The sequence below is a fragment of the Levilactobacillus tangyuanensis genome (assembly GCF_003946545.1).
Taxonomy (GTDB): domain Bacteria; phylum Bacillota; class Bacilli; order Lactobacillales; family Lactobacillaceae; genus Levilactobacillus; species Levilactobacillus tangyuanensis.
The window spans coordinates 312,959-338,209 of the sequence record NZ_RHOA01000002.1; the positions used below are offsets into that span (position 1 = coordinate 312,959).

The following is a 25,251-nucleotide window of genomic DNA, read 5'->3' on the forward strand; positions in this document are numbered from 1 at the left end:
CTATATATGTTCACATAAAATGAATTAATTAGAAAATCTTTTTCTAACCCAAATTTCACTTACTCATCAATAATTTGTTCGCGAATGATTCCCGACGCCAACAAAAACATGTGCGTGACCACCGGGCCCACGAAGCTAAAGCCACGGCGTTTGAGATCCTTTGCCATGGCCGTGCCAATGGTCGATTGGTTCACCAATTCATCCCGAGTGACCGCCGGTAAAAGCAAGGGTACCCCATCGACAAAGTTCCACAGGTACGCGCTAAAGCTACCGAATTCTCGTTGTAACTGCACAATTCCCCGCGCATTGTGAATCGTTGCCCGAATCTTCCGTCCGTTGCTAATCATCGCGGCATCCTTGGCAATCCGTTCGCCATCCAGTTCGTCTTCAAAACCAGCCACGACCTGTGGGTCCATCCCGGCAAATAGGCGACGATACACGGGAAGCTTGCTGGCCGCCGCCTGCCAACTAAGCCCAACCTGAAAAACACCCACGGTTAGTAGCTCGAACAACACGTGATCATCATGGGTTGGCGTGCCAAAATAGGCCGAATATTCGGCCGTGCCATTGGTCGCCCACTCTTGGCCATCATTTGGGCCAATTGACATAGAATCCCTTCTCTCGCTAAGCTACCCTCATTGTACAACGCGACCTTGAACAAGCAAAAGGGCCCGTCACAACAATCGTCATGACGAGCCCTATTTGACTTAAGGTGTGCTCGGCAAATGAATCAGTCAAACACAATTATTTTACTTGATGTAAGCGTACTTGTAGCTCCATTGCGTCCCAGCCGTGTTGTGAATAAGGCCCTTCACGGTGTTCCGTTGGAGGTAAGCATAGTTGGCCTGGTATAACGGTGTGAAGCTCTGCGTCTTGTTCAACATCTTGGCCGCCTTAATCATATCTTGCCAACGAACCTCTGGTTGACCGGCATCTTGGTTTTGTGCCTTATCAATCAGTTGGTCATATTCCTTGTTGGACCACTTGCCGTAGTTCAAAGAGTTTGAGCTGACAGGGATTTGCAGGAATGAGATTGGGTCGTTGAAGTCGGCCCCCCAGTGTGACAGGTAAAGGTCGAAGTCGCCACTCGTGGAACGGGATTGCGCAACGGAAGCCGGTACGTTTTGAATCTTCAGGTTGAAGCCCTTAAGATTATCCTCCAGGGCACCCTTCAGGTATTGCGTGACGGTACTTGCCGCAACATCATCGTTACCGGCCATGATGCTCAGATCAACCTTCTTGATCCCTAATTCCTTCAACCCGGCGGCCCACTTCTTCTTGGCCAAGCTTGGATTATAAGTCGTTGAATCCTTCACTTCCTGTTGCTTAGCGAAGTCTTCGCCCGTCTTAGGGTCTTTAGCCAAGCCACTGGCAACGAATCCGGTCGGCGTCACTGAACCATCGCCAAGGACCTTCTTCGTCAGTTGACTGCGATTAATCGACAACGCAATGGCCTGACGAATGTTCTGATTGCTCATGATCCGGCGCTTAGCCTTGTCGGCGTCTTGGAAGTTATACTTCAAATGAATCACGATGGAGTATGGATATTCCTTAAAGGCCTTGTCGTTCTTATAGTTCTTAACCTGTTCATTGGTCAGGTTAGCAAAGTCTAACTTGTCGTTTTGGTACAGGCTCAAACCGGTCTGGGGGTTCGTGACCACTTGGAAGTTAACCTTGTTCAGCTTAACTACCTTTTTGTCCCAGTAATGGTTGTTCTTAACGAATGACCACGTGTTACCAGTCCCACTCCAATTCGAAATCTTGAAGGGCCCACTGTAGACCATGTATTCGGACTTGGTCGCGTACTTCTTACCATACTTGTTAACCACTTTTTCATTCTGTGGGGCAAACAGTGGGTAGGCCATCAAAATCTTGAAGTAAGCAATCGGCTTATCCAGCTTAACCACAACGGTTTGTGCATTCTTGGCATGAATCCCAATGGTTTCTGGCTTGGCCTTGCCGGCGATAATCGCATCACCATTCTTAATCCCGGAGAACATGTTCCGGTAAGAAGACTTGGTGGATGGCGTCAACGTCCGCCGCCATGAGTAAACAAAGTCCTGGGCGGTAATCTTGTCACCGTTACTCCACTTCGCGTTGTCACGAATGTGGAACGTCCATGTCTTCTGGTCCTTGGATTCCTTAATGGAATCGGCCAGTCCTGGGGCAACCTTCCCGTTCTTACCCAAACGATAGAAGCCCTCGAAAACATTCCCAGTCTGGCCATAACCGGTGGCCTTGGCTAGGTCAATCGTATCGAGTTGAGCCGTAGCTGGTAGGCGCAAGACCTGCGATGGCTTCGATGATGAGGCCGAGTTGCCACATGCGGCGAGGCTCAAACTCACCGTGATTAATGCAGCTACTAAGCCAATCCCTGTCCATTTTTTCATAAAATAATTGCTCCCTTTTCCTCATGAATTTGTTGGCGTGCAATCCCTGACACACTCGAAACCATAAAAAACGGGTTACCCCTCACACGCATCGTGAAAGGTAACCCGTTACACTGACGACCGGAACAGTCGTCGCTATGTAATGCTACTGGTTAGCCGGAAAATCACGATTTAGCGTAACGCAAAGAGACACGTTACATACGCAACATGCGGCATTCAGTCGTTCAACTTGGCCTGCGTTCATCATCATCGTGATTTCCCCTCCTTACTTTTAATAACTGGTTGGATTGCACAAGATTAAAGTTACCGCACTTTGAATTGATTGTCAAAAGATATTACTTCTTGGGTAACAACCGTCTACTGAAAACGGTATACTAAAGATATTCTAAGAGAAAAGAAAGGATTTGAACGTATGGACATCGAACGCACGCTTGCAGCACTGACGTTGCCGGAAAAGGCCGCTCTGGTCACGGGACACAATGGTTGGTTTACCGCCGCCATAGAACGCCTAGGGCTTCCAGCTTTAATGATGACCGATGGCCCTTCTGGGTTACGTAAGCAGGTCTCCCCCACAGATTTTAATGACTCCGTGAAGGCGATTGCCTACCCATCATCCGCCCTCAGTGCCAGCACTTGGAATGAAGATTTGATGCGCCAACTTGGTGAACACTTAGGAACCGAGGCTCGGGCAGAACAAGTTAGTCTGCTGTTAGGGCCCGGGGTCAACCTAAAGCGCTCACCACTTGGTGGCCGCAACTTTGAGTATCTCGCTGAAGATCCCCTTGTGGCTGGCAAACTGGCCAGTGCCTATGTTCAAGGCGTTCAATCCCAACACGTCGGCGTAGCCGTTAAACACTTTGCCGCCAATAACCGTGAGAACCAACGTTTCACGGCTTCAAGTGACATGACCCAACGGACTCTGCGTGAACTGTACCTGCGCACCTTTGAAATCATTGTCAAGGCGGCGTTCCCTGCCACCATGATGACCTCTTACAATAAGATCAATGGCGTGCTAAATTCTCAAAACAAACGGTTATTACGGGAAATCCTGCGCGATGAATGGGGCTACCACGGTGCCGTTATGTCCGACTGGGGTGCCGTTGCCGATCATCCCCTCGCCTTGCGCGCTGGCTTGGATCTTGAAATGCCCGGCAAAGGTCAGGCCTCTATCGACGAAATCATTCGTGCCGTTGAAACCGGCGAATTGGACGAAGGGACCCTTAACAAGTCCATCCGCCACCTGCTCCACGTCATTCAGGACTGGGCACCAGCGGCCGAGGCCAGCACCTATGACCACACCAGCCACCACGACTTTGCCCGCAAGCTGGCCGATGATGGGATCGTCTTACTGAAGAATCATCATGACGAGTTACCCTTGGAACCCGGCAAGTCCGGCAAGATCGTGATTATCGGTGAACTAGCCGAACATCCCCGTTACCAAGGCGCCGGTAGCTCTCACGTCAATCCTAGTGAGCTTAAGACCCCGTTGGAAGCCCTGGCTGCTAGTGGCTTAGAGGCTAAATATTATCCTGGTTATCGTCTGGACGAAGACGAAACCGATGAAAAGTTGGCCGATGCTGCCCTCGCAGCCGCTCGTGGCGCCGACCACGTCATCGTCTTTGCCGGTTACCCGGCTGCCAGCGAATCCGAAGGCTTTGACAAGAATTCCCTCATGTTACCGGAGAATCAAACCGACCTCATTGGCAGTTTGGCCAAGGCCAACGTCCACACAACGGTCGTCTTACAAAACGGTTCCGCCGTTGAAATGCCTTGGGTTCACGCCGTCAATGCGATTGTTGAAACGTACTTAGCGGGTGAAGCCGTTGGCGAGGCGACCTGGGATGTCATCACTGGTAAGGTCAATCCATCTGGTCATTTGACCGAAACCTTCCCATTACGGTTGACGGATACCCCAATGGCACCAACCTTTGGTCAAGATCCCCATCACGAATACTATACGGAGGGGCTCTTCATGGGTTATCGGTATTATGATACCCACGAGATGCACGTGTTATTCCCATTCGGGCACGGTCTTAGCTACACCACCTTCGAATATACCAAGATGATTATTACTAAGAACGAACATGGTGCTACTATCGTCTTTAATGTCACCAATACCGGCGACCGTGCCGGTCAGGCCGTCCCACAACTTTACGTCGCCAACCATGCGACCCACGCGCCAATGCCAACTAAGGAATTACGGGCCTTCACCAAGGTGGCCCTTGATTCTGGCGAGACCAAACAGGTCACCCTCAAGCTCAATCGTCGCGACTTCAGTTGGTGGTGCGAGCCGAAGAAGCGGTGGCAAGCCGACTCTGGTGACTACGAAATCATGATTGGTGATTCCTCACGAGACATGCGTCTGCAAACCAAGTTATCCATGGACTTCAAGAATTCTCCTGCCCCCGTGACCGAAGACACCTACCTCAGTCGCGTCGTCAGTGATGACCACCTACGAGAATTATTCTTGGAAAATGTGATTGCGCCACTGCAGGCCACCGAGGAAACCCCATCCATGTTGACCGCCACCGATGGCGACGGCCAGCTCATGGCCTTACAGAACCGGATGTTTCTAAACATGCCACTACGTGCCACCGTCTCACTTGGCACGCCGCTTGATCTCATTGAGAACTTTATTTCAGCGGCCAACAAGCATTAGCCCGATACCTCTACTAACGAAATTAACCGAGTTATTTTTGCATCAACTTACACTTTAAGACTAAAAAATAACGCGTTATCCCTTGCTAAACCTGGGATAACGCGTTATTTTATTTATTTTTAACGATTCAGAACCATGTCGATATGGGGAATACCCGTATCGAGGTAGACGGCACTCACCGGTTCGAAGCCAAACGATGCATAGAATTTCTGCAAGTAGGCTTGCGCCTGAATAACAATCCGTTGGGCCTGTGGTGCGACCGCCGTAGCAGCCTGAATGGCCTGGGCAACCAGATCACGTCCCGCGCCCTGACCCCGTTGGCTCTTGGCCACCGCGACCCGACCAATCCGAACCTGGTCGCCCTCATCCATGATGCGGGCATAGGCCACCACTTGGCCGTTCGTTCCCAGACTAAACAGATGTTGGGCCGTTAAGTCCAGGTCGTCAACTTCCTGATAGGCACATTCCTGCTCGACCACAAAAACTTCCGTGCGCAACTTATAAATGGCAAAGAGCTCCGCCGTCGTCAAATCCGCAAAGGCAACTCGTTTAAAGGTCAGCATCGGCTAATTCAAGTGGCTAACGTGTGGGGTGTGATCCAAGGGGTATTCCATTGGCGTATCCCAATCGGTCAACATCTTGTCAGTAATCTTAACCCCTTGCAACTCCAGGTTATCGTAAGGTTCCATATAGTAGGCCCGTTCATCCAAGCTCATGTAACCCCGATATTGGGTGTAGTCACTGTTCCCATCGGTCTTCAGCTTGACGCCCTTAGGAATCGTCACGCTATCAAGCAGATGTTGTAAGGTATTCAGGGCGGTTGGCGTATCAGCAGCCGTTTCACTGTAATGCCGGTTGAAGACGGTCCGAACAAACCGGGATGGCGACGTGTAATCACCAGGTAAACCAAGAGCGCCGGTCCCAGGGCCTTGGGTCTTCAATTCCATCCCCATATAATCATGCAGTGGCCGTTCTGCCGCTTGCATGGTGCCATAGGTACTCAAATTTTGTAAGTGCCAGCTCAATTGAGGGGCGTTCGTCATGACCCCCACTGGGTTATCGATCAGATGTAAGTCATCATCAGTCGCCTCGAGAACTGCCGTGTCCCCAGTTGGATCACTGAAGATGTAATGAAGTGGCGTGGTGATCCCCAGCAAGGCAACTGGAATATCCAGCAATTGAACCGTCTTAACCAATTCACGTAAGTCCGCAACGCTCTTGGCATTGCCCATTGCCCAGGCCGTGAAGTCATGAGGCGCTAAGCCCAGCTTATCGTCGGCGGCTTCAGTCTGATATTGCGCGTATTGAGGGAAATACAGAGCAGCGGCCCCTAAACCGAACTCATTGACCCCATCAACAAAGACATAGTGACTTAAATTACGGCCACCACCAACAAATCCATACTTAGTGGTAAAGTCCCCGGCATCCCCATGAATCGTCTGGTGACGAGGCATAAAGACTGGTTGACCACCCAACTCAAAGGCAAAATCCATGGTCCGTGCTAAGAAGTGGTCGCCACGGCCATTTTCGTAGGTCAAACTAGTACACATTAAAAATCATCCCGTTTCCAATATAGTTATCCACTATTCTAAACCTTGAAGTGAATTTGTGCACGGATAATCGTTGATTATATGACTTATTTTTAAAATCCCGGCAAATCAGCGTTTTGGTCGTCCCTAAACCGTTTAAGCCAGTGATGGTCGCGGCACCTGATCTTTAGCGACCATAATTAACTGAGCATTCTAAATTCACCGGAAGAACCCTCATTATTTTCATAATCTCACGGTTATCCGATGTCTATCGCGGCTGGTGTCAGGTATTCTTAGCGTGGAAAGCATCCCACTCTAACCCTAACTACCCCCGTGGGTACTGCTCGGTTGGCTGCGTTGTCGGTCATCACATAGTTTAGGCATAGCCGATGTTACCGCTCATTAAACCAGACAGGTTGGTCAGTGACTGCTAACCTGCCATCACCCACCTAGGCTACCCCCTCCACACCGACAACGCCCCCGGTAGTTAAGGGATGCTTCCTAAAAACCAAGAGCCGCCACCGACCCCGATGACGACTCTTTTTTTAGTTATCCGATTGATAGGCAATGGTGCTCTCACCATTACCATTTGAAATGACCTGAAGTTGATTGGCCACCTGATCCCGTAGTTCGCTGACGTGACTGATAATGCCGATCATTCGATGTTGACCTTCAATGGTTTCCAACGACTCCAAGGCCGTCATGAGGGCCTCTTCATCCAGTGATCCGAATCCTTCATCAATGAACAAGGCGTCAACTTCCACACTACCCGTGGTGCTTTGAATCACCTCGCCTAACGCTAGCGCCAGGGCCAAGGAAGCCATAAAACTTTCACCACCGGAAAGAGTGTGCACGCTCCGTTGTTCTCCCACGTGGTCATCGTAGACATTAATTTCCAGTCCCGATCGTTTCTTAGAGGAGGCCTGGGAATCATCAATCACAAACTGATAGCGGCCATTAGTGAGTTGCCGCAACCGCTTGTTGCCGACCGTCAAGATTTGGCGGAGATACGTCTGTAGGACGTATCTCTCGAGTCCCAAATGGCCACTCGTGCCATCCCCGGTGACGACACCACTTAGTTCCGTCAGCGACTGGGTTCGCTGCAGGGCCTCGGCTCGCCGCGCCACCTGATCGGCAATCTGATGGACCAGCCGATCATTCTGTTGCCAACGGGTCTGTTGGCCATGACGCTGGTCTTGAAGCGTGGTGACCTGTTGTTGGGCCTGCTTAAGCTGGGCCTGCGTCTGTTCTCGGTCTGGCGTTGCCTGCCCGGCCGTTCGCCGTTGCAAATCATCGAGTTGGGTTGCCAACCGTTCTTGTTGACTCTGAAAGTCCTGAATTGTTTGCCGCTTAGCCGCTAAGCCTGAGAGTCTCCTCAGCAGGTCTGCCACGTGATCTTTGGTGGTCTCGTTCACCACGTCAAAGTGTTGGTTCAGTTCAGCCATCAAGGTCGTTTGGGCTTCCTGCCATCGCCGGTCGCTTTGGGCGACCTCGGTCGTTGCCGTCTGAACTCGCGTCTTAGCTCCCGCCAGCCTTTGCTCGGCGGTGACGATCGCTGCGGCAGCCTGGTCCAACTGATCCCGGTCCGCCTTCAATTGCGTTTGCAATTGCTGCCCACGCTCGGTGAAGGCCGTCAGCGTTGGCGCATCCGTTGGTAATTGGTCCCGTTGGCCTTGAATGGTCGTTTCCAGTCGATCCACTTGTCGCTGGATTTCCTGTAAGGCCTGCTGGGCCACATCCAACCCCTGTCGTTGTTCCGCCAGCTTTGTCACTAGTTGTTTCGACGCCTCTTGGGCCTGATCTAGATCATTCTGTTTGTCATGATTAGCCGTCAAGGCTGCCCTCTGAGCCTCCGCTTGGCGTTTCAAGGCCTCGTCCACACCCGATAGATCTGCTGGTTCATCAATGCCCAGGACCTTAGCAAGCTGACAAAGTCCTGACGCTTGGGTCTTCCGTTGTTCCAGCAACTGTGAGTGATTCTGTTCGCCATCAAGCGTTAAGGCGGTCACCTGCTTGTCACCTGCTGCGGCTGCGGTCTTGGCCTCGTCAACCGCCTGTTGGGTGACCTCTGGTTCGGCCGTAATGACGGCCGGATGAGGGTGCTCGGTTGACCCACAGACAGGACAGGGTGTGCCTGGCTTTAATTGCCGGGTTAACTGTTGGATTTGATCTCGAATAAAGGCCTGATTGACCTTTTCGGCCTGCTGGGCGAGTTGTTCGGCGGCCGTCTGAGCCTGAACCAACTGTTCCTGCAAGGAATCTCCTTGCGCCATCAACGTTCGCAAGGCCTGGTCACCAGTCTGCAAAACCGTCAATTGCCGTTCACAATCCTTCAGTACGGCTCCCCGTTCACTCAATTTCTGGGCCTGTTCGTTCACCACTGCCTGTTGTTCCAGTATCGATTGGAACTGTTCCTGCTGGTGTTCACTGTCGGCAATCGCTTGCTTGAGCCGATTGACTTTATTCTGATCAGTCAGCAAGGCTTGACGTTGACTCGTTAAGTCAGTGGTTCTTTGTGCCAATTCATGGTAAATCGGCTGTAAACGTTGCATCCGATCCCATTCACTTTGCGCGGCCTGCACCCGTTGTTCGACTGGCTCCAAGGCCTTTTGGTCCCCAATCGCCTGGGTCTTGCCGGCCTCAGCAACGACCAATTCCTGCTGGGCCGTTGCTAGGGCCTGCTGCCGACGAGTACGTGCGCTAGTCGCTTCCTGTTCCTCTAGCCACTTAGGCTGAACTTGTTGTCCCCATTCCAACTCGTTAATATCAGATTGGACTTGTTGCATCTCGGGCTCGCGACTAGCTAGTGCCTGCTGAGTAGCCTTAACCTGTTGCAAGGCCGCCTGGTCCTTCACCAATTGGGCCTCTTGCGTATCTCGACGAGTCAGCTGTTCAACCCGTTCTTGGGCCCCCGTCACTTGATCGGTTAACGTCTGAATGGCCTGATGACTTTCACCCTGCTGCGTGGCCATCAGATCCAATAGCGTCGTCGTTTGCCGCTGTTCCAATGCCGCTTGGGCCGTGGGTTCATTGGTCTCGGTCCACTGCAACTGTTCTTGTAACCGGCTTAATGATTCGGCAGCTGCCTGATTGTTAAGGGCATCCTGTTTGGCCTGTTCCCGGAGTTCTGTCGTCCATTTGGCAAAAATTTCCGTGTTAAAAAGTTGTTCCAACACGGTCGCCTTCTCATCACTGGGCGCCACCAAGAATCGCCGAAATTGTCCCTGCGGTAACAAGACAATCTGCGCAAACTGCTTACCATCCATCTGCAGTAAGGTTTGCAGGTAATCTTTAACCTGACCTGTTTTAGTTAATTGTTCAACTTCGTTTCCATTCTGAAAAACGGTCAACGTCACCTTAGACGCCACGTCGGTGGTTCCGGATCCACGTTTCTTAGCCAACGTTTGGTTGGGCTCACGAATAATCTCATAGCGACGATTGCGATGAGTAAAATTGAAGGTTACCCGCGTGACATCCGCCATCGTGGCAAAATCGGACCGCATGGACTTGGGCTCACGATCGGTGCCCGACGTTTGGTCGAATAAGGCATAGCTCATGCCATCAAAGATCGTGGTCTTACCGCTACCCGTCTTGCCGCTAATTAAAAACAACGGCGTGGCCGCAAACTTGGTAAAGTCGATGGTTGTGTCGCGATACGGTCCAAAATATTCTAAATGTAAGGTTAAGGGGCTCATTCCGTATCCTCCTTCATGGCGCGTTGCAAGGCTGCCTCCGCCCATTCTCGTTGTTGATCGGTCAGTGGATGCTGCGTCATCTGTTCAAAAAAATTTGCCAGCAATGTTTGCGGGTCCTGTTGCAACTGTTGGGTCTCCAGGTCCTCCGGAGTCACGGTTAACTGGTTCACCCGATTTAATTCAATAATCCTTGGAAACCGTGTCTTCAGTTCTTGCATCACGTTCGTAATGGGTACCGTATCAGTCAGATCGACCGCGACAAAGTCCTCCGGAGTCACCGGATAATCCCGTTCCCTATCCATCAGGTGGGCAAAACTATCGGTCAAGACCACTAAGTCATGGAGCGGTTTTAACGGGCGAAAGGTCACGGTAACGGGATCGGTCGCTGTGTCTACGATCCACACGCCCTTGGTATCCTCCGCCTCACTTGTAGAAAATTTCAAGGGTGACCCGCTGTACTTAATCTTGGCCTCGTTTTGTAAGGCCTCTTTTCGATGCAAGTGCCCCAAGGCCACGTAATCAAATGGCGATAGAAGGTCGACGGGGACCGCATTCAAACCGCCGACTTGAACCAGCGTTTCGGAATCGGCATGGGAGCTCCCCGCCGCAAAGAAATGAGCCACCAGCACATGGCGTTTTCCCGGCGTAAAATGGGCCTGCATGGCCGCCACTAGTCGTTCCATCCCCTGAGCAACCGTGCGAATGTCCTCGTCTTGGAAAAATTTGCGTACGGCAAACGGTTCAAAGTAGGGTAGCAAGAAGAATTCCGTGTCATCCAGGGTAATGGGGGTTAAACAGTTTGCCAAATCCGTCCGCAGGTAAAAGTCGGTACTGGCAAACCATTCCTGCCCATAGCCCAGTCGCACCGCAGAGTCGTGGTTACCACTAATCGCAAGCAATGGAAAATGTTCCTGCCGATTCAAATCGACCAGCATGTTGTCCAATGTTGCCACGGCCGCCTCACTGGGCAGAGCCCGGTCAAAGAGGTCCCCGGCAATGACCACGGCATCAACCGCCTCTTCGCGAGCAATCGCCTTAATTTGGCGATAGGCATCCTGCTGTTCCTCTAAGAGGTCATAGCCGTTGAGGCGCTTACCGATATGCCAATCGGCCGTATGTAGAAATTTCATTTTGACACTCCTTTGGCTTGATTCTCCGGCGCCCAGTCGCAACTCAACAGATGGTCATTAACCAATCCGGCTGCCTGTAAGAAGGAATAGACGGTCGTTGGGCCAACAAATTTAAACCCGAGCTTCTTCATCGCCTTCGCAATGGCCTTAGCGAGCTCGGTCGTCGCGGGCATTTCCGCCATGGTCGTCACCGCATGTCTGACTGGCCGGCCATCTACAAAATTCCACAACCACTCGTCAAATGGGACCGACTCCGACCAGTTGGCCAGTACCCGGGCATTATTGATGGTCGCGGTTAACTTAAGGCGATTGCGGATAATCGCCTTATCAGTCAAGAGTCGTTCCAAATCATCGTCGGTCATCGCGGCGACCCGGGCAACGTCATATTTATAGAAGTCCCGCCTAAAGGCAGGCCGCTTATTAATCACGGTCTGCCAACTTAAACCCGCTTGATACGTTTCCAGACAAAGCAGTTCAAACAAGACAGGGACCGCATGCTCCGGGTGTCCCCATTCATTGTCATGATACGCCTGCATCTCAGGTGACGAGTTAGCCCAATCGCAACGATTTGTCATTTAAAATTCCTCCATTTGTTGGTTTAAGACTACTATACCAGATTACAAAAGCCACCCCAAACAGGTGTTCTTATAATTATCATATTGAAAGCGCCTACAACCGCGGTTTTTAATCCTTGACCATGAATGGGTAAAAGTCTATGCTATTGTAAATGTTAAATGTTTTGGGGAATTAGGGAGGTTAGCACCATGCTCGGATCACATCATTTAAAAGCACGTTCACTGACAATTCTAGCGGCAACCGCCGTCTTAGTCACGCCGGTCGTTGCGGTTAGTACCGTAACGGCTCAGGCCGCCAGCGTCAAGCCATCATCGGCCATGCTGAAGAAGAGTAAGAGTTACTATCGCAAACATGCTAAAACCTTAGGCAAAAAGTATAAATTAGCTTATAGTGCCCAGACCGGGCTGAAGAAGAACGGCAAGGCCTACGTCTACGTGAATACCAAGGATAAGAAGCTCCAGCAAAGTGTTAACGTTGCCATGGCTTACTGGAACAATAAGCTGGGTAAGAAGGAATTCGTTAAGGGTTCCAAGAAGAACCATAGCCTAACCTTCTCTGTCTCCTATGCCAACCCAACCAAGAGCGATCAAAGCGACGCTTGGTGGACACCTAGTCAAAAGAAGGTCCAAGTTCGCTGGTCCTATTACCAAGCCGAAACGGACAATATCGGTGACGCCATGACTGCCCAACTTAACAATGCCTTCTACAAGAAGTACTCTAGCGCGGTCGAATCAAAGGCTAAGGCTAACTTAGCCGCCAAGGGGATCACGAGTGCTAACAGTAACTACAACACCCTCTTCACCCAAGAGGCCGCCCGGATTGAAGAGAGTCTCTCCTCATACAGTACCTTAAAGAAGGACGTTGCCGCTGTCGGGAGTAAGTTGGCTGCCGAAGGCCGGATGTACGAATACGCTAGCACCATCGCCCATGAATTTGGCCACGTCCTAGGCATGAATCACTCGCCTAACAAGGCCGACCTCATGTACTTTGAGAGTGGCAGTTCCAATGTGTACAGCTACGCCAAGGTCAAGGCTGGCCTATCCAAGTACAATCCAATTACGACGACCGACAAGAACCGAGCTAAATTAGCGCTCAAGGTCTATGCCGCAACTCGTTAAAAGTAACTCCGTCAAAGTTACCGACCTGTTCGTCAGGTTGGTAACTTTTTTATTTGCAACTTAAATGTAATTAATTGTAAATTTGTGGTAACCTGTTGGCCGGACATACCGTGTACAATAGACCGTAAATACTGAGGAGGACATCATTCATGCAGAGTAAGTTACATAAATTAGGTGCTGGTTTGGCCGCATTAGCTGCCGTTGTTGCTGTCGGCGTTGGTTTAAACACCACGACCGCTAGTGCTGCGGGTAAAAAGGTTGCGGATATTTCACAGTACCAAGGGAACATCAACTGGAAAAAGGCATCGAAAGACTTAAAGTATGCCATCATCCGTGTTCAACATGGTAGCAAGGGCGACGCCGGTTACATGGTCGACAGTAAGCGCAACGTCAACGCCAATGGCGCCTACAAGAATGGCGTGCCATTTGGTCAATACATGTTCGCTGAATTCACCAGTGTCAAGGATGCCCAAAACGAAGCCAAAGACTTCTACAAACGGAGCAACGCCCACACGAAGTTCTACGTCTTGGACGAAGAAAAGCGGATGCCATCTGCCAAGGGTAAGGAACAAACTTACGTTAATGCTTGGTTGAAGACAATGCGCGGCCTGACCGACAAGCCTTTGGTTATGTACGCTGGGGAATACTACGCCAACGCTCACAACTTAAACTTCTCGAAGTTTGATGGGACTTGGATCGCCAAGTACAGTTCTGTAAAGCCTAAGGTTTCTGGGACCTCCGTTGACCTCTGGCAATACACCAGTTCTGGTCGCGTTTCCGGTATCAGCGGTAACGTCGACTTGAACAAGGTCTTGGACAGCAAGACGGTTAACAGCTGGTTTGCCAGCAAGACGAGCACCAGTAGCAAGCCTAAGGTAAGCTACTACAATAGTCTTAGCGGGGTCACCGGGGTTAAGGGTGACAAGGCCGTCTACGAATACAAGTCAACGAGCTTCACCAAGAAGAACCGGGTTAAGCAGTTCAAGGCTGGCCAAAACTTCAAGGTTAAGGCAGTTGTCAAGAACGGCAAGAATGCCTACCGTTTCCAATTAATGAACGGTAAGTATATCACTGCCAACAAAGCTTACGTTTCAACTTACTAAAACGATCAAAAAAATCGGTTGGGATTAATTTCCCAACCGATTTTTATTTGGCCACAATTTAGTCGCCGAAGACTTCCTTAGCGATGCCGAAGGCCGACCAGGCCTTTGGCCAACCCACGTAGAATGCAAGATGGGTGATCACTTCAGAAATTTCATCCTTGGTAATCCCATTCCCCTTGCCGATCTTCAGATGGGCCGGTAATTGTTCGAAGTTCCCGGCGGAGATTAAGGCCGAAATCGTAATCAGGCTGCGTTGGTGGGCAGATAATTCCGCTTCCCGTGACCAAACTTCGCCAAACAAAACATCATCATTCAATTCAGCAAACTTAGGGGCAAAGTCCCCCAAGTTATCGCGTCCTGCCGTTTGTTTTTTAGCCATATTAATCGTCCTCTCCATCTAATGCGGCGTAGTCTTCATCGCTAACGGGTTCGAGCCACTCTGGCGTCCCGGCCGTAATGGCGATGTGACTGAACCAACTATCCTTGGTGGCACCGTGCCAATGCTTAACGCCATCCTTAGTGACAACCACGTCGCCAGGCTTTAATCGACGAGCGGCATGCCCGGCTTCTTGATACCAACCCTCGCCACCGGTTACCAAAAGGATTTGGAACCCATCATGATGGATATGCCAGTTGTTGCGGCAACCCGGTTCAAAGGTGACATTGCCTACACCTACGCTGACATCCGGGTCGTTAACCAATCCTTGTAAATAACTCTGACCAACAAAGACATCTTGGTATGCCACGTTCTTGTCGCCGGCTGGAAAAATAACCCCGTTTTTAATCTCTTCATTTTTAGCCATATTTAATCGTCCTTTCTAGTCATGAAATCTTTGAAGGTAGTCGTGAAAGGTCTCGGAATCATCGATCGTATGCGCTTGTTTCTCGTCATACCACTTGATCTTGTGCTCCAAGACCTTTAGATGCATCTGGCGCTCGCTGATTTCCGCCTCGGCCTCATTCTTAATCTGTTGAAGCATCTCCCGGCGTTCGCCAATAGTTGAATCACCCTCGGCTCGTAGCTTCACGTAACGCTTTAACTCATTCAGTCGCATTCCCGTCCCCTTAAGGTGCAGGATAAAGCCGACCCAGCGAATATCGTGTTCCGTATAGAACCGCACGCCATTATCGTCTCGCTGAGACAAGATTAGTCCCTGATCCTCATAGTAACGAAGGGTGTAAGTGGATAATCCCACCAGCTTCGCAAACTCGCCGATTCGATATTGTTTTTCAGCCATCACATTGACCCCCTTCACTTGCTAACAAGACTAGTAAACACCTTCGAGTGTACTGTAAGGCAAGACTTTTTTCAAAAAAAGCCAAAATAAAAACGCCTAAGCCGCAATCGTCTCAGACGTGTCATTCATTAAGGTAAGGAACTAAATTGGGAAATGGCCAACCGCATGGTCTGGTCAAAACGTTCATTGACCTTCTCCGGTGACAACCGCATGAAGCCACCAATTTCTTGTACGATAAACCCAAACATCGCTGAACGATACAGACTGGCCTCGACCAGTGTCGTCCCGTCCGCCTCACTAAGATGGAGACTGTTAAACATCTGTTGGTAGAGCTGTACCAAGGCCTTATGCGTCTGAACCAACGGTCGTAAGTCGTTGGGATTCATCAGTAGTGGTGCGAGGTGGCGTTGCGCCAAACAGCCCTGGCGGAATTCCTGGGCGAAGATCATCAGGGCCTCCTTGCCGGAAACCCCCATTAGGTTATGCATGAGACGATCCGCAAGATCCCCAACGAATCGAACGCCAACTTGGTCCAAGAGGTCATTCAAACTTTCAATATAGTTATAAATTGATTGTGGCCGTACGGATAATTCGTCCGCTAAGGCTCGAATGGTTAGTTGGTCAATGCCGCGTTCAGCAATAATCTGAATCGCTTGATCAATGACTTTTTCACGTGTTAACGTTCGTTTCTTTACCATGCTTTCCCCCCGTTCTAAATCCTTTCGCCATTATACCTTTAATCAACTGCAAAATAAACTGGTGGTGTTAGTTTATTCCCTGTTACTATTCATTAATTATTGTATTCAGTTGGTTGATCTTCGGAAATAATTCTATGACCGTTTCTTACTCCTCAGCAGGACCACAATCGCCAGGATTAGCCCAGCAATAATGATTCCAGACTGGCTTTCTGATTCTCCGGTTGCCGGCAACAGCGCCTGACCTGCGTGCGACTTCCGTGGCTTAGCGGCGACATCGGTTGCCACAGTATCGCCGGCCTGTCCGGTTTGTGGCCGATGGCTAGTTGCCTGCTGCGCATTCGCACTGAGGTCATCCCCGGCCGAGCCGGTAGCACCAGTCCCTGCATCGCCCGCTGACCCCGTCACAACCTGCTGCTTCGCCCTGATCGTCAACGCAACGCTTAGGTGCTGACCATCGGCGGTACTCAGCCCCACACCATATCGACCCGGGCGACCCAGATTGACCAGGCTGAGGTTTAAGCTGACCGCCTCCGGACGACCAGCTTGATCGGTCGCCTGGGCCTGAAAATCCGCCAGCGTTGGCGTGGGATCACCCACCGTCATGCTGAAGTCTTGTCCCGTTAAATGCGGCCGACCGGTCGGCTGTGGTTCCGGTTGGGGTTGGGGCGGCGATTCGGGACTCGGAGTTGGCGCCGGATTGGGTCCGGGCGTCACCGGCGTCTTAGGATGATAGACCAAAACCAGCGTTTGGGTATCGCCCGTTAACTGACCCGTGGTGTTCTCTGGCGTTAGCAAGAGATGATAACCGGAAAAGGTCGGCGTTGTCACAGCATACGACTGTCCAGCTAACCCCGAGACTTCGTGAGCCGGCCGAAGGTCCTTGCCCGTCAATCCATCCAAGTACCGCACAACTACTCGTCCCCGTTTTAACCGGTAGACGTAGCGCACCTTTTGGACGGACGGCGTAAAGGTCACCTGCTCGGGTCCACTAACCATCTCATAGTTTGGAAATTGACGAACCGGGAGCTTGGCGGTCTGATCGACCCCACCCTGCAAGGTCACGCTGGCTGCTAAGGGCCGCTGCTCCTCATCGACATACTGAACCTCAACCGGCGCAGCCGGCATGGTCTGCCAGACATAGGTTCCCGCCTTGACCGCCGTATACCCGTCCATCAGCTCCCGCGAGCTCATCGCGGCCGAATCACCGTCTGCCTGCTGCCATTTACCGGTATAAACCGTGGAACTTTTCGGTTCCGGTAAACTCACCGTCGCCCCATCAGGGCCCTTCAGTCGCATGTTGGGGCCGAGCTTAAGCCGCTTCAACTTCTGGGTATCTTTCAGCATCCCCCGTAACCCCGTGAACGCTGGCTTCCCCTGGTAGCTCTCGAGGCCGCGTAAATCAAAACTGGACAAGTCGAGTGACGCAATATTCTTGGCACCATTGAACATGTCGGAGACCCAGTTCAGACTCGGTGTCTCCCATCCGGAAACATCAATGCGATCGGCCTGGGCCCCTTCAAACATCTCAACCGTTCTTTCTAGCTTGGGTAACTTCCAGTTGGACAGATCAAGTTCTTTAATATCAGAATTGGCAAACATGCGATGGGTGTCGTTCAGGCTGTTAACCGGCATCTTATTTATTCGTAGATGGTCAACCTGAGCCCCCTCGAACATACTCCCGGTACGGTCCAAACTTTTGGTCTGCCAACTGCTCAGATCGAGAGTTCCCCGGATGTCATCATGTAAAAACATGGCGCCAGCATCGACGAGATTGCTCGCATCCACATTCTCCAAGCCACTAATCTGATCGATGGTGCCAAAATTGGCGAATTCGTATCCCGAATAGCGATCAAACTCAACACGACCATCGAAGGCAATCCCCGTGATTCGGTCCGCGACTTCCCCCCAAGGCGACCAGCTCCCCTTGGCACTATCGAGTTTGCCGGCCTCAATGTGTAAGACACCATACTTATCGATATGCCAATGGCAAGTGCCTTCCGTTCCTTGATAGGTCTGACTCCAAAACGAATTGCCCCTGGTCTGCTTGACGACATTTCCTGATGACCAGGCCCGAGCAACCGTGACCGGTTGGCCGCCATTCAGGGCTGCCACCATTCCCATGGTCATGATCATCACCGCGCCCCAACGCAACCATGCCTGACGCCCGCTCATTCCCCACAAACTCGCTCTTCCTCTCTGAAACAACCTCTGTCCCCCCGCATACGATTAGCTCATAAAAAGTTCCCTGCACATAATTTACACCATTGACTTAATTTCTCCGTCAGTATAGCACAGGGCCTATCGGGGGCGAAACATAAATGCTTACAATAAATTTCATAGTCCCACCATTTCTTCATGAAACCAAATTTTCATTAGGCCAAACAAAAAGATGGCCGCCATCGGGCGACCATCTCACTGCCTAAACGTCCAATAATTGAAAACTCTAGTGGTGCTTACGCTTCCAGTCGACCCATAGGCCACTGGCAACCGTGACTAAGGCTAAAGCGGCAATCCAGTAGGAAACGGTGTTGGAACGACGTTCACCGGTTTGTGGCAAGGTCGACCCAACATAACCGCTACCGGAACCACTGGCTACGGGGTATCCGTAACCATTGTTACCGCTACCGCTGCCCGTGTAGCCATTATTGCCAGTTACATAACCACCGGCACCGCCATTAGACGTTGATGACCCAGTCCCTGGCTTGTAAGTCGTGGATGGATGGGTTGGATGCGTCGTCCCGGGCGTTTGTGGATGCGTTGGCGTCGTGGTCCCAGGAGTTTCTGGGTGCGTTGGCGTCGTCGTTCCTGGATTTTCAGGATGCGTTGGCGTCGTTGGTGGCGTGGTCGTTCCTGGATTCTCAGGGTTCGTGGTCCCTGGGTTCGTTGGTGGCGTCGTCGTTCCAGGGTTCTCAGGATTTTCTGGGTTCTCTGGGTTTTCTGGCCCACCTGGGTTGGTAACGCTAGGTGATTCCTCGATATCCATCGCATTAACCGTTACCGCACTAGTTTGCCCAACCTTGATCGTGAATGGAATTGGCTCGGTTGAGAGTTCATAGCCTTCTGGTGCCTTCGTTTCAACGAAGGTGTAATCACCGGCGGCTAAGTCCTTTACCCGAAGTTCACCATTACTCTCGGTGGTTAACCCGGTCATCATCACGTCGTTGTTCGCATCGCGGATTTCGTAGACGGCACCCGCTAATGAAGCACCGGTTTCCTTGTCCAACTTGGTTAGAATAACATCCCCAAATTCTTGATCATTAGAGCCGTTCCCAGTTCCGGAACCGCCCCAAGCAATTTGCGAATCAACCGTCTTGCCATTCAAACTGGCGCTGTTCTTCCAAGTCCCACTCTGCGTTCCGTTAAGATCCGGAATGGTATTGTAGGTCATGTTGACCGCCGTCGTCACATCAGTGAAGCCAAAAGTTAAAGTGTTCCCGTTTTGTGAGACCGTCGGTGTCGTACTACCACTTGTTGAGAAGTGACCGGCCGAGTCATAGGACCCGGTTGAGGCAACGACACTCCCTGGGACAAAGGTTTGGTTAGGCCCCAGCGTGTCGGTCACGGTGACATTGCCCAAGTTGAGGCCCTTAGGGTTAAAGGCCACGTTCCAAGTTAACTTGGTTGGATGACCATTGGCGTCCTTTTCTGAGATCCAGCCCACCTTGTTCAGTCCCCATTCCATGTTGACATCGGAACTGGTATTGGACCCGCGAACGTAGAAGGACAGCGTCCCTTTACGACCCGTTGTTTGTGAAGCCAAGACATCATTAAAGGTGATCGTTCCTGCCGTTTCCCCAGCCTTAATGGTAAAGGTCCCAACAACCACACCCTTATCATTCACCAAGGGAATGTTGAGGTCGTGCTTCGCTTGGGCACTGTTTGGTAATTCAACAACTGCTGTATCTCCAGCCTTGATGGTTGTGCCGTTAGGGATCGCCCAATCATATGAAACGGAGTAGTTGGTCCACCAACTGAGATCGCCGTTATTTGAGACCGAGTTACCATTAATATCCATAACGGTGGCATCACCGGCCGCGAGTCCGGAGGTTGGCACCTCCGCAGCGTGAGCAGTCACCGTTCCAAACGTGCCGCCACCAACGAGGAAGACGGTCAGCGCCATGAGAATACTTATAATGACTGCATAGATCTTCCTGTGCATTCTAATTCCCTCCAATCACTTTGAATCTATGTGACTAGCTAAATTATTCCCGACATGCGCTATCTGCAATCTATTCAAGCTGTCAAAAATCTATCCTCTGATAACTTTGGTTATACTATAATCTCCTCTTGGCCCGAGTGTTCGACCCCCGTCTGAAAATCGATTCTAGGTAAACCATTAGTCTCTAACATAAAAATAAAATTGTAAGCCAGTTGACGACCCTCGCGAAACACTGTCCACTAATGCCCGTCCCAAGCCTTTTAGACGACAAAAAGCTCGCAACAATAGTTGTTGCGAGCTTTAATCACTCAGTTATTAATCGAATTCTTCGTACTCATTGGGGTCCTGATTATCGATGCGCCCATCCGGCCGACTTAGATCCGTAATGGCTGCAACCTCGTCGGGGGTCAACGTAAAGTCAAACAGATCCAGATTGGCCCGCTGATGGTCCAGATGGCGGGCCTTAGGAATCGGCACCACGCCACGTTCTTCATGCCAACGTAAAATGATCTGACCCACGTTTTTACCGTATTTGGCCGCCAACTCCTTAATTAAGGGTTCCTTCAAGGCGGCGCTACCGCGGCCTAAGGGGCTCCAGGCCTCCGTCACAATCCCGCGCTGTTGGTCGGCGGCAACCATGCGTTCCTGCGCCCAGTACGGATGGACCTCCAGTTGGTTAACCGCCGGTGTCACCCCGGTCTCCGTGATCAAGCGGTCCAGATGGTCCGGTTCAAAGTTAGAAACTCCGATCGACCGAATCAGGCCACGCTTCTGGGCATCAATCATGGCCTGCCAGGCTTCCACATAGTGGTCCCGCTTGGGCAACGGCCAGTGAATCAGAAACAGGTCAAAGTAATCGAGACCCATCCGGTACAGTGACTCTTGAATCGCCATCGTGGCATCCGCATACCGATGATATTTACCCGGAAGTTTAGAGGTCACGAATAGATCTGCCCGGGCCACCCCGCTGCGGCGAATGGCCTCGCCAACGGCCCCTTCATTATCATAGTTAGTCGCCGTATCGAGGCTACGGTACCCGTCCTTAATCGCGGCCACGATCTGGTTAACGCCTTGGCCACCGCGAACAGCGAACGTGCCCAGCCCAACCTTCGGCATCTGAAAGCCATCATTTAACGTTACAGCTGGAACCTTTGTCATGTTAAACCAACCTCCATTAAAAGTCATACAACTAGCGTAACGCTATCGCGGGATAATGAAAACTATTCCGCCTTCGCCTGCCGCCGGTGATCGCGGATGACGCGATTCAAGACCAGCGCCAACACCAGCGAAATGGCCGCATAGGCCGCCGCCCCCCAGCTAATGTGGTTCAGGCCAACCGAGCCTAGCATGCCGGACGCCGTCGCTGACCCCAAGGAAATCCCAAAGTTGAAGAAGATCGAGTTCAACGAGGAAGCCAGTACCGCCGATTGCGGGTACTCCTCCTCGGCAATATTTAAGAAGTGAATTTGAATCGGTGAATTGAGCAAGGTCACAATCAGACTCATCACGAGCAGGACGGCCAACCCGGCCCACTTGATGTGCAAGGCCCAGGGTAGGATGAAGAGCAACACCATGTCGACCACGTAAAAACGCGGCATGATCCGGAGCCCATTTCGTTCCGCCAACATCCCCGAGAACCGATTACTCAAGATGCTCATGATCCCAATCAGGAACAAGAGCCAGTTCAGGCTGGCCGTGCTGAAGCCCAGGGCATTGGTTAGCAATGGCCGAATATAGGTGTAGTAGGCGTACATAGTAGCCGCGGTGAACAGCACCAGGGCAATCCCCACATAGATCCGCCGGTCCTTTAACAAGACCAGTTGATTCTTGATGCTGCCTTGAACCTGTTCAACCTCACGGGGTAACAACCATCCGAGCAAGACGCAGGTAATGGCGCTGATCACGGAGATCAGGTAAAAGGCATCATGCCAGCTATAGCTGGTACTGATGGCCGTCCCAATGGGAACACCGAAAACAGAGGCAATGCTGAAGCCCGCGAAGATCCAAGACACCAGGTTGGCCCGCTTCTCACGCGGCGCAATCGTGCTGGCAAAGGTCATGATGAGGGAAATAATCGCCCCGGCCACCATCGCCGTCATCATGCGGGACAGCAGTAAGACCGGATAGTTCATGCCGAACCCGCTCAGTGTATTACCGACCAGGAAGATCACCATCAAGACCATTAGGGTCTTATACCGGCTAAAACGATTGGTGAGAATCGTGATAAATGGTGTGCTGACCGCATACACCGTGGCAAAGATCGTGACCAAATAACCCACGGTCGCCACCGGGATCCGGTACTCCTTGGCGATATCCGAGAGCACCCCGACCACAATAAATTCATTACACCCTAACATAAACGCCACTAGTACGAAAACAATGGCCTGCCACCGATACCTATTCACAACGATTCCCCCGTCTTCTTTTTTCTTTCTAATTACCAGACTACACTATCTGCCACTAAATTATTAGGGGAACGGCTTAAGAAAATCGATTTCATCAAAAAAGCCTCACCATGGAATTGGTAAGGCTCTCACTTCTATTTGCTGATTGTCCGAATGACTTGTTGGGTAATGTTCTGAAGGTCGGTTGCTTCATCGCCAACCCATCCCGGCGCATAGCGGCGCTGAATGGTATAGGTTAACAACTGTCCTGCCATGATACGAATCAACGCGGCAGAATCAATGTCATCGCGCAATTCCCTGGTCCGCTGAAAGTTCCCCATCAAATCTTCTAGGAGGTTATGGTCGTTCGCCATAACGAGTTGATGGAGGAGTTCCCGAATCTCCTTGTTCGTCATCATTTCCATCGCCAAAATCTTAACCACCTCGGCATTCTCGCTAATGAAGGCGTAGCGATCTGTCACGATGAAATGGACCAGGTCGGGCAACGTTTCACACTTGCTCATCCCCGAGAAGAATTCGTTTCGGTATGCGGGGAACAGGTGCTGCATGACCGGTTTAACGATGGCCAGCAACAGGTCTTGCTTGGTATGAAAATACTTAAAGATGGTCGCCTGGCTAATGCCTGCATGGTCGGCAATCTGGGCGGTCGACGTGCCATCAAAACCGGTCTCGGCGAAGAGCTCGATGGCGGCCACCAATGCCGCTTTCTTACCCTTGGGCATCTTTTCGTGTTCGACCCAGTCGCGGTAACTATTGAAAACACTTGGCTCCACACCACTCACCCTTTCCTTTTAGTTCATTAAATCATTATACGCGATTCGACTGCCGATTGCGGTTATTTTCTGATTAAACCTTCCGGTACCGCCGTAAGCCGACAATGTTCAAGACGGTCAACACACCGAGGAAGATTAGCAGAACCAAGATGTCCCCACCTTCATCCATTAACGACGACCCCCGCATGATGATGTCGCTAACGGCACCTCCGGAGTACTTCAATGGAATGATATAGGAAACGTCCTTAACCCAAGCCGCCATGGAATCTAAAGGAATGATCCCGGAGAAGAAGATTTGCGGCACAATTACCAGCGGGATGAATTGCATCATTTGAAATTCGGAGTTGGCGAACGTGGATAGTAGAATTCCGAAGGCTAGAGCCACCAGGGCCAGAATCAGGTTCATAATGACCACATTCAATAAGCTCCCGACGACTTCAATGCCCAGTAGCCAAACCGTGACCAGGACGATCAACATCGTTTGGATGATGGCGAGAATCCCATAACTCAGCATGTAACCATAAACAATGGAGGACCGCTTAACGGGCGTTGCTAAGAGCCGATCCAAGGTCCCGGTGGTCCGTTCCTTCAACAGGGCCATCCCCGAAATCAGGAAAACGAAGAAGAAGACGAAGAAGCCCATGAGGATTGGTAACATCTTGGCAAAGTAACCGGTGTCCTTGTCGCCATAAACGTAATGATTGATAATCTTTGGCGCCTTTTGACTCGTACTCTTGGTGGCGTTCGTCGTCGACGTTGCCTTGGTTGCTGCGGCTTGCTTGGCGGCCGCCGCGTTACCAGTCGTGGCCGTTGTGGCCCCGGCGTCCGCCTGTTGCTTCTGAACGGCTTGCAGCTGTGCTTGTAAGGCCATGGTTGCCTTTGTACTCTTCTTCAGGGCCGACTTCAGCTGATCGGTACTCGTCGTGGTCAACGCATTCTTGAAGGCCATTTTAACGGCGGCCGTCTTGGTGGAGTCCGTGTTGGCATACGTCAGGCTGTAATTGCTGCCATTCTTCTTAATGATGGCGTCAATTTTTTCGTCCTTCATGGCCTTGTCGGCGGCGTGCTTCGTGTCATAGGTCTTTACATCAACGTGCTTGATGCTGTCCATTTCCTTGTTCAGCTTCTGCGTCACGGAGACGGTCCCAACACTGACATCCGTTGTGGAGTTCGTGTTAAAGATCACACTCATTAATAACATAATTAGGATTGGCGCCAAAAACATCAAGGCTAATGTCCGCTTGTCTCTGAAGAGTTCCTTCAGGACCCGGTTCATAATCGCAATTGTTCTCATTATTCAACACCCTCCGCCTTTAAAAATACGTCTTCAATCGTGTCAACTTCATATTGCTTCTTCAGAACTGCCGGTTGGTCAAAGGCCATGACCTCGCCATCGAGCAGCAAGGCCACCCGGTCGGTTAATTCCGCTTCATCCATCACGTGGGTCGTGATCAAGATGCTCCGACCCTCATCACGAATACTCTTCAGTTCCGCCCAGATTTGGCGCCGCAATGCCGGGTCAATCCCAACGGTTGGTTCATCCAGGATGAGCAGTTCAGGATTGCCTAGCAGAGCAATTGCCAGTGATAGTCGGCGCATCATCCCGCCAGAATAGCCGGAAACCCGCTTGCTCAGGTCGGCGGTCAAGTTAACTACCTCGCTCACGTGCTTAACCTCGGCCGCCATGTCTTTTTTACTAATCGTAAATTGCAAGAACAAGTTAGCCAGTCGTTGAGGACAATCCCAGAACAGGCCGTTATCAAATAGAAGTTGTGGCG

The 25,251-nt window shown here is 51.2% G+C and carries 21 protein-coding genes; 3 read left to right on the top strand and 18 right to left on the bottom strand.

All coding sequences use genetic code 11. The features are described from left to right. Positions 1–59: 59 nt before the first annotated feature. On the bottom strand, positions 60–608 hold the full coding sequence (locus EKM96_RS03135) for a DNA-3-methyladenine glycosylase I (protein ID WP_125639583.1): 549 nt from the start codon (positions 606–608) through the stop codon (positions 60–62). 141 nt (positions 609–749) lie between these two features. Next, positions 750–2,390 (bottom strand): peptide ABC transporter substrate-binding protein, encoded by a 1,641-nt coding sequence (locus tag EKM96_RS03140; RefSeq protein WP_125639586.1) that lies wholly within the window; start codon positions 2,388–2,390, stop codon positions 750–752. Positions 2,391–2,802: 412 nt separating this feature from the next. On the opposite strand from EKM96_RS03140, the gene EKM96_RS03145 reads away from it, so the two are divergent. Next, on the top strand, positions 2,803–5,049 hold the full coding sequence (locus EKM96_RS03145; RefSeq protein ID WP_125639589.1) for a beta-glucosidase: 2,247 nt from the start codon (positions 2,803–2,805) through the stop codon (positions 5,047–5,049). Between the two features lie 119 nt (positions 5,050–5,168). Here the strand turns inward: EKM96_RS03145 and EKM96_RS03150 are convergent, their stop codons facing one another. From EKM96_RS03150 to EKM96_RS03170, 5 genes are all read right to left on the bottom strand, one after another. Then, the gene (locus EKM96_RS03150) at positions 5,169–5,612 is read right to left on the bottom strand and encodes a GNAT family N-acetyltransferase (RefSeq protein WP_125639591.1); all 444 of its coding nucleotides are present in this window, start codon (positions 5,610–5,612) and stop codon (positions 5,169–5,171) included. Between the two features lie 3 nt (positions 5,613–5,615). Beyond that, positions 5,616–6,599, bottom strand: a complete 984-nt coding sequence (locus EKM96_RS03155) for a choloylglycine hydrolase family protein (protein WP_125639594.1) — start codon at positions 6,597–6,599, stop codon at positions 5,616–5,618. A gap of 524 nt (positions 6,600–7,123) precedes the next feature. Continuing rightward, the gene (locus EKM96_RS03160; RefSeq protein ID WP_125639596.1) at positions 7,124–10,273 is read right to left on the bottom strand and encodes an AAA family ATPase; all 3,150 of its coding nucleotides are present in this window, start codon (positions 10,271–10,273) and stop codon (positions 7,124–7,126) included. Further along, positions 10,270–11,403: an exonuclease SbcCD subunit D gene (locus EKM96_RS03165; protein ID WP_125639599.1), complete on the bottom strand. Its 1,134-nt coding sequence runs from the start codon at positions 11,401–11,403 to the stop codon at positions 10,270–10,272. Before EKM96_RS03165 ends, EKM96_RS03160 begins: the two co-directional genes overlap by 4 nt. Next, a complete protein-coding gene (locus EKM96_RS03170; protein WP_125639602.1) occupies positions 11,400–11,978 on the bottom strand; it encodes a DNA-3-methyladenine glycosylase I in 579 nt (192 codons plus the stop codon). The genes EKM96_RS03165 and EKM96_RS03170 overlap by 4 nt, the downstream gene beginning before the upstream one ends. A gap of 189 nt (positions 11,979–12,167) precedes the next feature. Between EKM96_RS03170 and EKM96_RS03175 the strand changes: the two genes are divergently transcribed. Further along, on the top strand, positions 12,168–13,097 hold the full coding sequence (locus tag EKM96_RS03175; RefSeq protein ID WP_125639605.1) for a matrixin family metalloprotease: 930 nt from the start codon (positions 12,168–12,170) through the stop codon (positions 13,095–13,097). 149 nt (positions 13,098–13,246) lie between these two features. Beyond that, positions 13,247–14,200 (top strand): GH25 family lysozyme, encoded by a 954-nt coding sequence (locus EKM96_RS03180; RefSeq protein WP_125639608.1) that lies wholly within the window; start codon positions 13,247–13,249, stop codon positions 14,198–14,200. A 58-nt stretch (positions 14,201–14,258) separates the two neighbouring features. Here the strand turns inward: EKM96_RS03180 and EKM96_RS03185 are convergent, their stop codons facing one another. The 11 genes from EKM96_RS03185 to EKM96_RS03235 all read right to left on the bottom strand — a co-directional run. Further along, on the bottom strand, positions 14,259–14,579 hold the full coding sequence (locus tag EKM96_RS03185; protein ID WP_125639611.1) for a carboxymuconolactone decarboxylase family protein: 321 nt from the start codon (positions 14,577–14,579) through the stop codon (positions 14,259–14,261). A gap of 1 nt (position 14,580) precedes the next feature. Further along, on the bottom strand, positions 14,581–15,003 hold the full coding sequence (locus EKM96_RS03190) for a cupin domain-containing protein (protein WP_125639614.1): 423 nt from the start codon (positions 15,001–15,003) through the stop codon (positions 14,581–14,583). A 15-nt stretch (positions 15,004–15,018) separates the two neighbouring features. Further along, on the bottom strand, positions 15,019–15,438 hold the full coding sequence (locus EKM96_RS03195; RefSeq protein ID WP_125639617.1) for a MerR family transcriptional regulator: 420 nt from the start codon (positions 15,436–15,438) through the stop codon (positions 15,019–15,021). Positions 15,439–15,566: 128 nt separating this feature from the next. Next, a complete protein-coding gene (locus EKM96_RS03200) occupies positions 15,567–16,136 on the bottom strand; it encodes a TetR/AcrR family transcriptional regulator (RefSeq protein ID WP_125639619.1) in 570 nt (189 codons plus the stop codon). A gap of 132 nt (positions 16,137–16,268) precedes the next feature. Beyond that, the gene (locus EKM96_RS03205; RefSeq protein WP_125639622.1) at positions 16,269–18,308 is read right to left on the bottom strand and encodes a MucBP domain-containing protein; all 2,040 of its coding nucleotides are present in this window, start codon (positions 18,306–18,308) and stop codon (positions 16,269–16,271) included. Positions 18,309–18,579: 271 nt separating this feature from the next. Beyond that, positions 18,580–20,295 (bottom strand): SpaA isopeptide-forming pilin-related protein, encoded by a 1,716-nt coding sequence (locus EKM96_RS03210; protein ID WP_125639625.1) that lies wholly within the window; start codon positions 20,293–20,295, stop codon positions 18,580–18,582. Between the two features lie 315 nt (positions 20,296–20,610). Further along, positions 20,611–21,453: an aldo/keto reductase gene (locus tag EKM96_RS03215; protein WP_125639627.1), complete on the bottom strand. Its 843-nt coding sequence runs from the start codon at positions 21,451–21,453 to the stop codon at positions 20,611–20,613. 62 nt (positions 21,454–21,515) lie between these two features. Further along, complete coding sequence (locus EKM96_RS03220; protein ID WP_125639631.1) at positions 21,516–22,700, bottom strand: MFS transporter; 1,185 nt, start codon at positions 22,698–22,700, stop codon at positions 21,516–21,518. Between the two features lie 134 nt (positions 22,701–22,834). Beyond that, a complete protein-coding gene (locus tag EKM96_RS03225) occupies positions 22,835–23,473 on the bottom strand; it encodes a TetR/AcrR family transcriptional regulator (RefSeq protein ID WP_225417566.1) in 639 nt (212 codons plus the stop codon). Between the two features lie 73 nt (positions 23,474–23,546). Next, complete coding sequence (locus EKM96_RS03230) at positions 23,547–24,767, bottom strand: ABC transporter permease (RefSeq protein ID WP_125639634.1); 1,221 nt, start codon at positions 24,765–24,767, stop codon at positions 23,547–23,549. Then, positions 24,767–25,251 (bottom strand): ATP-binding cassette domain-containing protein (locus EKM96_RS03235; protein WP_125639636.1); only part of this gene is annotated, 485 nt, incomplete at its 5' end. The genes EKM96_RS03235 and EKM96_RS03230, both read right to left, overlap by 1 nt.

Bases quoted from the DNA above. Each gene is read 5' to 3' on its own strand.
- EKM96_RS03200 (WP_125639619.1), bottom strand. From the start codon at position 16,136: ATGGTAAAGAAACGAACGTTAACACGTGAAAAAGTCATTGATCAAGCG.
- EKM96_RS03170 (WP_125639602.1), bottom strand. From the start codon at position 11,978: ATGACAAATCGTTGCGATTGGGCTAACTCGTCACCTGAGATGCAGGCG.
- EKM96_RS03180 (WP_125639608.1), top strand. From the start codon at position 13,247: ATGCAGAGTAAGTTACATAAATTAGGTGCTGGTTTGGCCGCATTAGCT.
- EKM96_RS03150 (WP_125639591.1), bottom strand. From the start codon at position 5,612: ATGCTGACCTTTAAACGAGTTGCCTTTGCGGATTTGACGACGGCGGAG.
- EKM96_RS03195 (WP_125639617.1), bottom strand. From the start codon at position 15,438: ATGGCTGAAAAACAATATCGAATCGGCGAGTTTGCGAAGCTGGTGGGA.
- EKM96_RS03215 (WP_125639627.1), bottom strand. From the start codon at position 21,453: ATGACAAAGGTTCCAGCTGTAACGTTAAATGATGGCTTTCAGATGCCG.
- EKM96_RS03160 (WP_125639596.1), bottom strand. From the start codon at position 10,273: ATGAGCCCCTTAACCTTACATTTAGAATATTTTGGACCGTATCGCGAC.
- EKM96_RS03155 (WP_125639594.1), bottom strand. From the start codon at position 6,599: ATGTGTACTAGTTTGACCTACGAAAATGGCCGTGGCGACCACTTCTTA.
- EKM96_RS03190 (WP_125639614.1), bottom strand. From the start codon at position 15,003: ATGGCTAAAAATGAAGAGATTAAAAACGGGGTTATTTTTCCAGCCGGC.
- EKM96_RS03185 (WP_125639611.1), bottom strand. From the start codon at position 14,579: ATGGCTAAAAAACAAACGGCAGGACGCGATAACTTGGGGGACTTTGCC.
- EKM96_RS03210 (WP_125639625.1), bottom strand. From the start codon at position 20,295: ATGCACAGGAAGATCTATGCAGTCATTATAAGTATTCTCATGGCGCTG.
- EKM96_RS03165 (WP_125639599.1), bottom strand. From the start codon at position 11,403: ATGAAATTTCTACATACGGCCGATTGGCATATCGGTAAGCGCCTCAAC.
- EKM96_RS03145 (WP_125639589.1), top strand. From the start codon at position 2,803: ATGGACATCGAACGCACGCTTGCAGCACTGACGTTGCCGGAAAAGGCC.
- EKM96_RS03175 (WP_125639605.1), top strand. From the start codon at position 12,168: ATGCTCGGATCACATCATTTAAAAGCACGTTCACTGACAATTCTAGCG.
- EKM96_RS03140 (WP_125639586.1), bottom strand. From the start codon at position 2,390: ATGAAAAAATGGACAGGGATTGGCTTAGTAGCTGCATTAATCACGGTG.
- EKM96_RS03135 (WP_125639583.1), bottom strand. From the start codon at position 608: ATGTCAATTGGCCCAAATGATGGCCAAGAGTGGGCGACCAATGGCACG.
- EKM96_RS03230 (WP_125639634.1), bottom strand. From the start codon at position 24,767: ATGAGAACAATTGCGATTATGAACCGGGTCCTGAAGGAACTCTTCAGA.
- EKM96_RS03205 (WP_125639622.1), bottom strand. From the start codon at position 18,308: ATGAGCGGGCGTCAGGCATGGTTGCGTTGGGGCGCGGTGATGATCATG.